Origin of the sequence: Mycolicibacterium chengduense (genome assembly GCF_033741155.1) — a bacterium.
GTDB lineage: Bacteria > Actinomycetota > Actinomycetes > Mycobacteriales > Mycobacteriaceae > Mycobacterium.
This window is the reverse complement of the sequence record NZ_JAWQNH010000005.1, coordinates 499,480-510,683: the sequence shown is the minus strand read 5'-3', so window position 1 is coordinate 510,683 and position 11,204 is coordinate 499,480. Positions and strand designations below refer to the sequence as shown.

The window sequence follows — 11,204 nt, the reverse complement described above, 5'->3', positions numbered from 1 at the left end:
TGCCGCTCTTCGCCCGAGCGGCTCATCGCAACACCGCCGCTGCGTAGTCGGGCCGGTCCATCAGATCCTCGTGGGTTCCCTCGGCGACCACCCGGCCGCCGTCGATCAGCACCACCCGGTCGGTAACCGCGAGCAGCGCCGGGCTGCTGGTGACGATCACGGTGGTGAACGCGCTCTTCCCCGGGCCGTGCCGCAGCGTTGCGATTCCGTCGGCCACCGCGCTCTCGGTCACGGCGTCCACGGCCGTGGTGGGTTCGTGCAGCACCAACACCGGCGCGGCGTGCAGTAGCGCCCGGGCCAAGGTGAGCCGTTGGCGTTGACCGCCGGACAGGCTGGAGCCGCGCTCGGTGACGCTGTGGTCGAGCCCGTCGCGGTGCACGTCGATGACGTCCACCGCGCTGGAGGCCTGCAGGGCCGCCGTCAAATCGGACGGATCCGCCTGTCCTGCCGCGAGATTGGTCCGCAGCGATCCGGTGAACAGATCGGCCTTGTGCGGCTCGACAAGCAAAGCCCGCCGGGCCTCGGCCAGGTCGAGGTCTTCCACCACGGTGCCGCCGATCCGGAGCTCACCGGTGTACTCGTCACGCGCGAGCCGCCCGGACAACACGCCGACGAGTGCGTCGGCGTCACCGGCGCGGGTGGTGACCACGCCGACCAGTCGGCCCGGTTCGACCGACAGGGTGATGCCGTCGAGGCTGCCGTGCCGCACCCCGTCCAGGTCGATGCCGTGCGGGCCCGCGCCAAGGGTGGCGACACCCGGGGTGAGGGCCAGCGGTGCGTCCTCGATCCAACCGACCCGCTCGGCCGAGGCGCGCGCCTCGGCGATCCAGCTGGGCACCTCGGCCATGGTGCCGAACGGTTCGAGCAGGAACTGCGCCAGTCCGATCACCGTGATCAGTTGCCCGACGGTGATATCGCCGCGCAAGGCGAACCAGCCTGCCAACACGGCGATCCCGACGGCCAGCAGGGCGCTCAGCGCGGTGGAGAAACCGAGGTAGACGCCCTGGGTGCGGGCGGCGCGGATGCTGGCGTCCATCGCATCGCGGCTCACGGTGCGGTAGCGCCGCGCGGCGGCTCGTTCCGCACCGATGCCGCGCAACGGCCGCAACCCGGCAATGAGGTCGGCCGACATCGCGGTCGCCTCGCCGGCCAGTTCCTGTTGGTCGGCAACGCGACGGGTGATGACCGGCCCACCGAAGTGCAGCACGAACAAGATCAGCGGGGTGCCGAGCAGAACGGCCAGCCCGAGCGGGATGTCGATGGTGAGCAACACCGTTGCGCACACCACGATGGCGGTGATCGCACCGGCGATGCGCGGGATGTAGTCCAGCAGATACGACGTGTTGTCGGCGTCGGTGCTGGCGATCGACAGCAGCTCACCGGTGCGTTGGCTGGTGCGCAGCCGCTGCGGGTGCAGGATCCGGTGGGCCAGGTCGACACGCAACTGGTGGCCCTCGGTGGCGATCGCGCGCATCAGATGCCGCGCGCCGAGCCGGTAGCCGACGGTCAGTGCGACGAACAACGCTGCGAGCGCCCCGATCCAGATGAAGAGCTGGGTGAGGTCGCCGGGTTTCACGGCCCGGTCGATGACCACACCGATGAGCACCGGCACCATCGCCTCGCACACCTGGTGACCGCAGATGAGCAGCGATCCGCTGGTGAGTAATCGGGCGTTACGGGTGACGGTGCGCCACAGGATGGCAGCGCCGGTGCGAGTCCGTTCCGCCGGCTCGGTCGCTACGATGACGCGTCACCCGACGCCGGGCCGCTGGCGGCGGCCATCCGCAGCCGAAGGCTCTTTGGCCGCATGTCCGTCCAGTTCTGCTCGACGTAATCCAAACAGGCCTGACGGCTGGTCTGGCCGTCTGCACCGAACGCGATGGTCCACCCGCCAGGCACCTGTTTGAACGTGGGCCACAACGAATGCTGCTCTTCGTCGTTGACCAGCACGTAGAACGTCGCGGTCTCGTCGTCAAAGGGGTTGCCCGGCACAAAGTCTCCTCAGCAGTGACGTGGCGGTCGACGTACCTCTGGCACGCCCGCCCGAACGTGGACACACTACCAAGGTTAGGCTTGCCAAAGACAGCCAGATACAGAAGGTGAGACATGCGGGTAGCAATGTTCGGGTACCAGACCTGGGGATACAAGACCCTGGAGGCACTCATCAAATCACCCCACGAAGTCGTGCTGGCAGTCACCCACCCACCCAGCGACCAACCGTATGAGTCGATTTGGGCGGATTCCGTCGAGGATCTGGCCCGCGACCACGGAATCCCGGTCCATTTGGCCCAGCGACCGGACGATGCGCTGATCGACCGGGTCCGCGAAGCGGAGCCCGACATCATGGTGGCCAACAATTGGCGCACGTGGCTGCCCCGTGAGTTGTTCGATCTGCCTCCGCACGGCACGCTGAATCTGCACGACTCGATGCTGCCGCGGTTCACCGGGTTCTCGCCGGTGATCTGGGCGATGATCAGCGGCGCCAACGAGGTTGGCCTCACCGCGCATCGGATGGACGACGGCTTGGACACCGGCGACATCGTGCTACAGCGGGCGATCCCGATCGGGCCGGCGGATACCGGCACCGAGCTGGTACGGGCCACCATCAACCTCATCCCCGAGGTGCTGATCGAGGCGCTGGACCTCATCGAGCGCGGCACAGCCACCTGGACACCCCAGAACCTGGACGACCGCACGTTCTTCCATAAGCGCTCGGCCCGCGACAGCATCATCGACTGGCGTTGGTCTGCAGCCGAATTGGACCGCTTCGTGCGGGCATTGTCCGATCCGTACCCGAATGCCGTCACCTACTACCGCGGCGAGCGCGTCCGGGTGCTCAAGGCCACGGTGTCGCGGTACCGCTACGGCGGAACGCCCGGCCGCGTGTTCATCGCCGAAGGTGACGGCATGGTAATCGTGACCGGCGCCGACGCCCATCGCGGCGAAGGACCCGGCCTGGTGATCCAGCGCGTGCGCCTCGACGACGGAACCGAGCTGGCCGCGCTGGAGTACTTCGGCCGCGGCGGCGGGTACCTGACCGACCGCCCATGAACGCCAGGTAGCGGGGTTGGTCACCCAACCCCGCTACGGCAGTATGCCTTTCAGTGTCGACCGACCAGTTCGTGGGTCTGGCTGTTCACCCCCACCCGCTGTGCGATGGATTCGACGATCTCACCGCTGCGTACGGCGACGTTCGACAACAGCGACGAGCTGAGCCCGTGCGTGTGTTCGGTGCCGCCCTGTAGGTAGATCGCACCGGCGATCTCCCGGGCCGTCCGCAGCCGGTAGTCACGGGTCAGCTCGGGCAGATTCACGCCGAATTCACCGGCCTCGTAGAGGTCACCGAGAATGTCGGGCAGCGGCATGGGGATGAACCCGGTCGCATAGACCACTGCATCGCACTCCAGCACCTCGACCACACGGGTCGGATGGTGCTCGATGGTCACGCGCACTCCCGACTCGTGCTCGACGGCATTCTGCACGCTGGAGGCGCCGCGGAAGAACAGCCGGCGCTTGCCCGCCACCCGCTCGGCGTACTCGCGGGCGTACAACTCCTCGATCAGCGGCAGGTCGACGCAGGAGTAGTTGGTGGCGCGGTGGTAGTCGATCAACCGCTGCCGAACCGTCGGCTCCGCAGTGTAGAAGTCATCGACCGCTGCGGGGTCGAAAACGCGGTTGGCGTAAGGGCTGTCGTCGGCCGGACTGTATCCGTACTTGGCGAACACCCCGTGAACTTCCGCATCGGGATAGGTGACGTGCAAGTAGTCGGTGACCTCGGCGGCGCTCTGCCCGGCACCGACCACGACGAAACGGTTGTTGCCCGTGGACGGCACCGCGGGCAGCTTGGTCAGCAGCTCGTGGTTGTGGAACTGCCGAGGCGTCTCCGTCACACCGACCGGCAACTGCGCCTGCAGACCACCCGCGAGCACCACGGTGCGAGCCCGTAATGTGCAGGCGCCCAATTTCCCGTCGCTTCGCTCGCCCCGGCCCATCTTCCCGTCGCTTCGCTCGATATCGATTGCCAGCCAGTCCCCCTCGTCGCGTACCCGCACCGCACGCATCCCGTAGTGCACCGTGGCGGCGACCCGCGCGGCGGCCCATTCCAGGTAGTCGTGAAATTCCAGGCGGGTCGGAAAGAACGTCTGGTGGTTGATGAAGTCGTTGAGCCGTCCACGTTCGGTCAGATAGCTCAAGAACGTGTACCGGCTGCGCACATTGCGCTGGCTGGCCAGGTCTTTGAGGAAGGAAATCTGCATCGTCGTGCCCGGGATGAGCATGCCGGTGTGCCAGCCGAATTCCGGCTTCGCCTCGATGAACTCGGCGGCTATGGCCGGACGCGCCCCGCGGTCGTGGTTGTATTCCTCGATCGCGATTGCCAACCCAAGGTTCGACGGGCCAAAACCCACGCCGACCACGTCGAGAACGCGGCCTACGCCGTTGCCAGAATCACCATTCCCTGCAGACATCGACATCAGGCGCCCGCCATCTGGTCGATCGCACCCGGTACCGGTTCGGACGGGTCGCAACCTTGGCCCACGATGCAATTGTGGCCGTCGACGTGCACCACCCGCGGTTGATGATCGGGAATCTGGCGCTCATCCAGCGTTCGGAACGACATGATGATCACGAGATCACCAGGGTTGATCAGATGCGCTGCGGCCCCGTTGATCCCGATGATTCCGGAGCCGGCGGCGCCGGTGATGGCATAGGTGGTCAGCCGCGCACCGTTGGTGATGTCGACGACGTCGACTTGCTCGCCTTCGAGAATGTCCGCAGCTCGCATCAGGTCCTCGTCGATGGTGATCGATCCGACGTAGTGCAGGTCAGCCTGGGTGACAGTAGCGCGATGCACCTTGCCCCCCAGCATGGTTCGGAACATATGTCCCTCCAGCGGTTGTTAAGTTAGTTCGCACCCAACCCACCGTCAGGCGCGAAGCGTAGGTTAACCTAACCTAATGCCGCTTACAAATGTTGGTTCCATCCTGGGTCGCACGTGTGCACTCTTGGTCACCGCCGCCCTCCTCGCCGGCTGCGGCGGGTCCACTGCCAAGAACGACTCCGCCGCCGCGAGCACGTCGGTCGGGGCACAAACCATCGCGATTGCACACAAGTTCGGCGAAACCAAGGTGCCCGCCAATGCGCAACGCGTGGTCACCGTCGGCTGGAATGACCAGGACGATGTGCTGGCCCTCGGCGTCGTACCTGTCGGTACCCGCAGCTTCTTCGACAATTACAACGACTTCCCCTGGGTGAAGACCGCCACCGACGGCAAGGGCGTGCCGGTGATCCCCGGTGACGAGATCAACTTCGAGGCCATTGCCAAGGCAAAGCCGGACGTCATCTTCGCGATCTACGAAACCATCGACAAGAAAACCTACGACCAGTTGTCGCAGATCGCGCCGACCGTGGTGCAGTCCGACAAGTATCCCGACGAGGAAACCCCCTGGGATGTGCAGCTTCTGACGATCGGCAAGGCCCTGGGCAAGGAGACGGAAGCGCAGGGGTTGGTCGACAAGGTCAACTCCAAGATCAGCGAGATCAAAACCTCGCATCCCGAATTCGCCGGCAAGACGCTGGTCGCGGACTACACCACCGAGCTGAACTCGCAGTACCTGCTCCCGGCCGGCGATCCACGCCGTCAGCTGTTCGACGCCCTCGGATTCAAGGCCCAGCATGACACCGGTGATGTCTCCGACGAGAAGCTCTCCCTGCTCGAAGGTGACGTGCTGTTCGTCAACGGTCTCACCAAGGAACAGGTCGCCGGTTCGCCCGCGTTCAGCAGGCTCAAGGTGGTTCAGGACGGACGCACCCTGTACGCCGGCTCGGATTCCACGCTCAGCGGCGCCCTCACCTACAGCGGGCCCGAGGCACTGCTCTACGCGCTGAATGTGCTGACGCCGCAGCTGAGCAACGCGCTGACCGGCAAGCCGGTCGCCGACTTGTCGAACTCTTAACCGCCACTCCGGGCGTCCGCCCGCGCCCTGTCGCGAGCGGACGCCCGGGGTATCACCAGCGGCGTCCCCGTCTGGGGGTCGTCGATGATCTGGCACTTCAGGCCATAGACATCCTCGACCAAGTCAGCGGTGATCACCGCGGGCGGATCCCCTTGGGCCACAATCTCCCCCGCCTTCATCGCGATGATCCGGTCCGCGAACCGGCAGGCATGGTTGAGGTCGTGCAACACCGCGATGATGGTTCGGGCCTGGGTGGCGTTCAACTCCACGAACAGGTCCAGCAGTTCGATCTGGTGGGCGATGTCCAGATAGGTCGTCGGCTCGTCGAGCAGGATCAACGGTGTCTCTTGCGCCAACACCATCGACACCCACACCCGTTGACGCTGGCCACCGGACAGTTCGTCCACCGGCCGGCCCGCGATCGCGGTGACACCGGTGGCAGCCATGGCCTCGGTGACGGCCTGCTGGTCCTGCTGCGAGTACTGCCGCAGGACCCGTTGATGCGGAAAGCGGCCCCGCGCCACCAGATCCGCCACCGTGATGCCTTCCGGTGCGATGGAGGATTGCGGCAGCAGTCCCAGCTTCCGGGCAACATCTTTGGTCCGCAAGCCCGTGATATCGGCGCCGTCGAGGATCACCTGTCCCCCGGCCGGACGCAGCAGGCGCGCCAGGCCACGCAATAACGTCGACTTGCCGCAGGCGTTCGGGCCGACAATCGCGGTGATGGCGCCCTCGGCGATGTCGACCGTCAACCCGTCCACAATGCGGCGGTCGCCGTATCCCAGCGACAGATCACGCGCACCCAACTCGGTCATGTCACTATCCCTTCCTGGCCTGCACGACCAGCAGCCAGATCAGATACACCCCGCCGGCCACCACGGTGACCGCCCCCACCGGAAGTTCGGCCGGGGCAAAGATTCTCAGTGCGATGAGATCGCTGGACAGCAACAGGAACGCACCCATCACCGCCGAGGAGATGATCCCGACGCCCGGGGTCCCCGCGACCCGGCGGGCCAGTTGGGGTGCCGCCAGCGCGACGAACGAGATGGGTCCGGCAGCGGCGGTGGCCACCGCGATGAGCAGGACGCCGACGCCGAAGTAGACCAGTCTGGCCCGCTCCGGTCGCACGCCGAGTCCGCCCGCGGCGTCGTCACCCATCTGCAGGATCGGCAGTTGCGGCCCGATCGGCACCAGGATGGCGACGACGACCGCGACGCACACCAGCACGGGGATCGCTTGTTCCCAGTGCAGCCCGCTGAGGGTGCCTTGCTGCCAGATCGCCGCCGTGATCGCCTGGTGCAGTTTGATCTTGAGGATGATCCATTGGTTCAGCGAGCTCAGCATGGCGCCCGCACCGATACCGACGATGATGAGCCGGAACCCGGCCACCCCGTGTCGGTAGGCCAACAGGTACACCACCACGGCAGTCAGCAGGCCACCAATCACCCCGCCGAGCGCGGTGAGGTAGTACCCGCCGCCGAACGCGCCGATGGCCACCAGTGCGCCGGTATAGGCCCCGAAATTGAACCCGATCACGTCGGGGCTGCCCAGCGGATTGCGGGTCAAAGCCTGGAAGATGGCCCCCGACATGCCCAGTGCCGCACCGATCACCAATGCGAGCACGATCCTGGGCAATCGCCACTGTAGGACGAGCACACTGACAAAACCCTGCTCCCGACCGATCAGCACATCGATCACCTCGGCGGGTGACACGGGGTACTCGCCTACGCCCAGCGCCAGCACCGCGAGGATCAGCGCACCGACCCCCAGCGCCGTCAGCACCGCGATGCTGCGCCACGAAGCCCGCAGTGACAACGCCGGTTCACGGCGCAGCACCAGCTGCCTGCGGCCGAAATCGACGGGCTGGAGCCGGTTCACAGCGCGGTCGCCTTGGTCCGGCGAACCAGCCAGATCAGGACCGGCGCCCCGATGAAGGCGGTGACGATCCCGGCGGGCAGCTCGCCCGGGGCTACCACCACTCGGCCGAGCACATCGGCCACGAGAAGCAGCGCCGGTGCCGCGAACACGCAGTAGGCGCAGATCCATCGCCAGTCCGGCCCGGTGAACCACCGCACCGCGTGCGGCACCATCAGTCCGACGAACCCGATCGGCCCGGCCGCGGCGGTGGCCGCGCCGGCCAGCAACGTCACCCCCAGCAGGCCCAACATCCGGGTGCGAACGACGTTGCCTCCCATGGCCACCGCCAGATCGTCCCCGAGCGCTACGGCGTTGAGCCCCCGACTGACATACAGGCATAGCACCGCCCCGAGCACCACGAACGGCGCCACGGTCACCGCGACGTCCAGCGACCTGCCGTCGAGGGCACCGGCATCCCAGAACCGCATCGAGTCGAAGGCGCGCGGGTAGTGCAACCGGATGGAGAACGAGACCCCGTCGGCCACGGCGCCCACGGCGACGCCGGCCAGCAGCATCCGCACGGGTGTGGCCGTCATCCGTCCCGACGCGGCCACCGCGTAGACGGCCAGCATCGCCACGAAGGCACCGAGGAAGGCGAACCAGATGTAGCTCGACAGCGAATGGAAACCCAGCAACGCGATCGCCGACACCACGAAGAGACCCGCTACCGACTCGATGCCCAGGATTTGGCTGTCCGCCAGCGGATTACGGGTGATGCCCTGGATGAGCGCACCACTGAGGCCCAGCGCCACGCCGACGACGATGCCGAGGACCGTGCGCGGGATGCGCAGTTCGTGGACGATCCATTCGTTGCCGGTGTCGCTGTAGTCGGTGACGGCCTGCCAGACCGTCGTCAGACTCACGGTCTGGGTGCCGACGGCCAGACTGAGCACGCACGCCACCACGAGGACCGCGACACAGGTCAGCAAGCCGGTCAGACGGCGCCGCGCCGATGCGGCGAGGTCAGGCTCGGCGGTAGAGATCGCCATGGGTGCCGTGCCTACAGGCCGGCGCGTTCGAGTGCGAGGTCGTACTCCTCGGCGGCGATCTTCGGGCCCTTGCCCGCGGCGAGTGCCCGCTCATAGGTCGCCTCCACCTCCGCGCTGACCGCCGCGTATCTGCGGTCCCATGTTTCGGAGTCGAACCGCCAGTACCCGACGATGTCGTATTGGTCGGCCACCCAGCCACACGCACCGCGCAGATGCTTGCGAACCACGCGGGTGGCCTGCGCCTCCCCGGCGAACCAGCAGTATCCCCGGCCGTCAGGGTGGCGATAGGCACGAACCAGGTCCGGTAGTGCGCTTGGCGCGTGACCGTTGCCGCTACCGATGGTGACGATTCGCGGGATGTCGGGCCGGGCAGGCAGATAGGCAAGGTCGTCCTCGTCGGCGACCTCGACAATCGCGGTGGCGGCAGCGCCCTGGGGTAGTTCCTCCAGAATCCGGGCCAGCGCGGGGAGTCCGGACAGGTCGGCGACCAGCAGCTGCCAGACGCTGGCCGGCTCGGGCCGGTACCAGCTGCGTGCGTGGTCCAGTTGGACCCGCTGGCCGGGGGTGGCGCGCCGTACCCAGCAGGTGGCCAGGCCTGTTTCGTGCAGGACGAAATCGCAGGTGAGGTGCCGGCCGTCGGCGTGGCGCACGGTGTAGTTGCGTCCGTCGGTCTCGGCGTCCGGATCGGCGGGCCCGAGCGACGGGAAGTAGATACCGACGGCGGCATCGCCGACGGCCGGCAGTCCAAGCGCTGCGATTTCCGGGACCTCGAAGACCACCCGCCGGATACGAGGACCGATTTGGCTGACCTCGGTGACGGCACCCTGCACAACTCCCATGCAGTGCAGGCTAACCTAACCCGCGACCACATTGACTCCCGGATGCAGCCGGCCGATCAGGCAGATCGGTCGGCGGCGAATGTCACGCCTACGCTGAGCGGCACCACTTACGAGTAAGGGGGCACGGCGTCCATGTCGGGTTCGCGGACAACGATCGCGCGCAGGAGGCCGATCCTGCGTGTGATGGTGATTGCCGGGACGCTCCTCGTGGCGCTGGCGCTCACGGCATGGGCGCTGGTCCTCGCATTCATCGGACAGGAGTACCGGATACCGTCGGTCGCGATGGCGCCGACGGTGCAGGCCGACGATCGGGTCGTCGTCAACAAACTCGCGTTCCGCAGTCGCCCGCCCCGGCCCGGTGATGTCGTGGTGTTGCGCGCCCCGGCCCAGTGGGACGTCGGTTACCCGTCGCCCCGATCCGCCAATCCAGTGCTGCGCTGGGCGCAGGATGCGCTGGCGGTGTTCGGCCTCGGCGCACCAGATGACCACGCGATCGTCACGCGGGTCATCGCAGTGGGCGGGCAAACCGTCGAATGCCGGATGGAGACCGGGGTCACGGTGGACGGCCGCCCGATCGCCCAGCCCTATCTGGACAAGACGGCGCTGGAAGTGGATCCAGCGCTCTTGCCCTGCTTGGGCAGCGCCTTCGGCCCGGTCACGGTGCCTGCGGGCAGATTGTGGGTGATGGGCGACAACCGCACGCATTCGGCCGATTCGCGGGTGTACTGCGCCCATGTGCAAGCGCACGTCGAGCGTGGCGTGTTGTGCACCGGTGACGCGGCAGCGGGGACCGTCGCGGTGGACGACGTCATCGGCCTGGTCTGGTCGGTAGAGCCCGGTGGCCGCCAAATCCGTTGAGCGCTAACCCTTCCGACAAGCCAGTACCCCCGGGCCGGGGCTCGGGGGTACCGGGTCGATATGCCGGATCGGACGCTAGTACCAGACTTTGCGCCCGCCGACGGGGCGCCCGACCTGGCCGAGCACCAGCAGCACCAAGCCGACGACCAGGACGATCCAGCCGATGGTGGCAATGACTGCGGGGACCGGCAACAGATAGCCGATCGCGATGAGGATGATGCCGAGGACGATCACCGTGGGCTCCTTGGTTATTGACGACAGCGACAACACGCGTATACCCGGCAGTGCCGCCTTCTAATCACGTGAGATCGTCAGCGGCAGCAACGTTCGGTGCGCGGGATCACCCACCGAGCTCGGATACCGCGGTCTGCAGGGCGGCCGCCTGCTCGGCCAGTTCACGCTCGGACGGCTCCGCGTTGCCCATCCGGACCACCAGGTCCGCTCGCGAGATCACCTCCAGGCCCTCGCTGGATGAGCCGGCGACAATCTCGGTGCGCCCTTCGACCAACACCAGCTTCGCGTCATCGTCGGCCGCCAACAGTGCACTCACGTCTTCTTTCGTGATCCCCATGGCCGGGGTGTACCCATGCGTGCCGAGCTCACACCCTCGTCGCCGCGCCGATCACCGACAACAGCTGCTCATCACC

Annotated in this window: 13 protein-coding genes; 3 read left to right on the top strand and 10 right to left on the bottom strand. The window is 66.9% G+C overall.

Annotated features, from left to right (window positions below; genetic code table 11):
• Positions 1-22: 22 nt before the first annotated feature.
• Both SBI67_RS20960 and SBI67_RS20955 read right to left on the bottom strand, forming a co-directional pair.
• Positions 23-1,744, bottom strand: a complete 1,722-nt coding sequence (locus tag SBI67_RS20960) for an ABC transporter ATP-binding protein (protein ID WP_318982596.1) — start codon at positions 1,742-1,744, stop codon at positions 23-25.
• Positions 1,738-1,992 carry an MbtH family protein gene (locus SBI67_RS20955; protein WP_318982403.1) on the bottom strand — a complete coding sequence of 85 codons (255 nt, stop codon included), beginning with the start codon at positions 1,990-1,992 and terminating at the stop codon, positions 1,738-1,740. The genes SBI67_RS20960 and SBI67_RS20955 overlap by 7 nt, the downstream gene beginning before the upstream one ends.
• Before the next feature lie 114 nt (positions 1,993-2,106).
• On the opposite strand from SBI67_RS20955, the gene SBI67_RS20950 reads away from it, so the two are divergent.
• Positions 2,107-3,051, top strand: a complete 945-nt coding sequence (locus tag SBI67_RS20950; RefSeq protein ID WP_318982402.1) for a methionyl-tRNA formyltransferase — start codon at positions 2,107-2,109, stop codon at positions 3,049-3,051.
• Between the two features lie 50 nt (positions 3,052-3,101).
• On the opposite strand, the gene SBI67_RS20945 is transcribed toward SBI67_RS20950, so the two are convergent.
• Positions 3,102-4,472, bottom strand: a complete 1,371-nt coding sequence (locus tag SBI67_RS20945; protein WP_318982401.1) for a lysine N(6)-hydroxylase/L-ornithine N(5)-oxygenase family protein — start codon at positions 4,470-4,472, stop codon at positions 3,102-3,104.
• Positions 4,472-4,879: an aspartate 1-decarboxylase gene (panD, locus tag SBI67_RS20940; protein ID WP_318982400.1), complete on the bottom strand. Its 408-nt coding sequence runs from the start codon at positions 4,877-4,879 to the stop codon at positions 4,472-4,474. Before panD ends, SBI67_RS20945 begins: the two co-directional genes overlap by 1 nt.
• Positions 4,880-5,003: 124 nt before the next feature.
• Here panD and SBI67_RS20935 point away from each other — a divergent pair, with 124 nt between their 5' ends.
• On the top strand, positions 5,004-5,954 hold the full coding sequence (locus SBI67_RS20935) for an iron-siderophore ABC transporter substrate-binding protein (protein WP_318982399.1): 951 nt from the start codon (positions 5,004-5,006) through the stop codon (positions 5,952-5,954).
• Here SBI67_RS20935 and SBI67_RS20930 read toward each other — a convergent pair.
• Genes SBI67_RS20930 through SBI67_RS20915 form a run of 4 tightly spaced genes read right to left on the bottom strand, consistent with a single transcriptional unit; the run spans position 5,951 to position 9,699 of the window.
• Positions 5,951-6,769, bottom strand: coding sequence for an ABC transporter ATP-binding protein (locus tag SBI67_RS20930; RefSeq protein WP_318982398.1), 819 nt, complete (start codon positions 6,767-6,769; stop codon positions 5,951-5,953). The genes SBI67_RS20935 and SBI67_RS20930 overlap by 4 nt on opposite strands.
• Before the next feature lie 4 nt (positions 6,770-6,773).
• Positions 6,774-7,832 carry a FecCD family ABC transporter permease gene (locus tag SBI67_RS20925; RefSeq protein ID WP_318982397.1) on the bottom strand — a complete coding sequence of 353 codons (1,059 nt, stop codon included), beginning with the start codon at positions 7,830-7,832 and terminating at the stop codon, positions 6,774-6,776.
• Positions 7,829-8,860 carry a FecCD family ABC transporter permease gene (locus tag SBI67_RS20920; RefSeq protein WP_318982396.1) on the bottom strand — a complete coding sequence of 344 codons (1,032 nt, stop codon included), beginning with the start codon at positions 8,858-8,860 and terminating at the stop codon, positions 7,829-7,831. Before SBI67_RS20920 ends, SBI67_RS20925 begins: the two co-directional genes overlap by 4 nt.
• 11 nt (positions 8,861-8,871) lie before the next feature.
• Complete coding sequence (locus tag SBI67_RS20915) at positions 8,872-9,699, bottom strand: siderophore-interacting protein (RefSeq protein WP_318982395.1); 828 nt, start codon at positions 9,697-9,699, stop codon at positions 8,872-8,874.
• A gap of 183 nt (positions 9,700-9,882) precedes the next feature.
• Here SBI67_RS20915 and lepB point away from each other — a divergent pair, with 183 nt between their 5' ends.
• Positions 9,883-10,557, top strand: coding sequence for a signal peptidase I (lepB, locus tag SBI67_RS20910; RefSeq protein WP_318982394.1), 675 nt, complete (start codon positions 9,883-9,885; stop codon positions 10,555-10,557).
• 75 nt (positions 10,558-10,632) lie between these two features.
• Here the strand turns inward: lepB and SBI67_RS20905 are convergent, their stop codons facing one another.
• Positions 10,633-10,791 carry a DUF6131 family protein gene (locus SBI67_RS20905; protein ID WP_266046933.1) on the bottom strand — a complete coding sequence of 53 codons (159 nt, stop codon included), beginning with the start codon at positions 10,789-10,791 and terminating at the stop codon, positions 10,633-10,635.
• A 106-nt stretch (positions 10,792-10,897) separates the two neighbouring features.
• On the bottom strand, positions 10,898-11,128 hold the full coding sequence (locus SBI67_RS20900; RefSeq protein ID WP_318982393.1) for a hypothetical protein: 231 nt from the start codon (positions 11,126-11,128) through the stop codon (positions 10,898-10,900).
• Positions 11,129-11,204: the final 76 nt, after the last annotated feature.

Bases quoted from the DNA above. Each gene is read 5' to 3' on its own strand.
- SBI67_RS20950 (WP_318982402.1), top strand. From the start codon at position 2,107: ATGCGGGTAGCAATGTTCGGGTACCAGACCTGGGGATACAAGACCCTG.
- SBI67_RS20915 (WP_318982395.1), bottom strand. From the start codon at position 9,699: ATGGGAGTTGTGCAGGGTGCCGTCACCGAGGTCAGCCAAATCGGTCCT.
- SBI67_RS20900 (WP_318982393.1), bottom strand. From the start codon at position 11,128: ATGGGGATCACGAAAGAAGACGTGAGTGCACTGTTGGCGGCCGACGAT.
- panD (WP_318982400.1), bottom strand. From the start codon at position 4,879: ATGTTCCGAACCATGCTGGGGGGCAAGGTGCATCGCGCTACTGTCACC.
- SBI67_RS20945 (WP_318982401.1), bottom strand. From the start codon at position 4,472: ATGTCGATGTCTGCAGGGAATGGTGATTCTGGCAACGGCGTAGGCCGC.
- SBI67_RS20920 (WP_318982396.1), bottom strand. From the start codon at position 8,860: ATGGCGATCTCTACCGCCGAGCCTGACCTCGCCGCATCGGCGCGGCGC.
- lepB (WP_318982394.1), top strand. From the start codon at position 9,883: ATGGTGATTGCCGGGACGCTCCTCGTGGCGCTGGCGCTCACGGCATGG.
- SBI67_RS20930 (WP_318982398.1), bottom strand. From the start codon at position 6,769: ATGACCGAGTTGGGTGCGCGTGATCTGTCGCTGGGATACGGCGACCGC.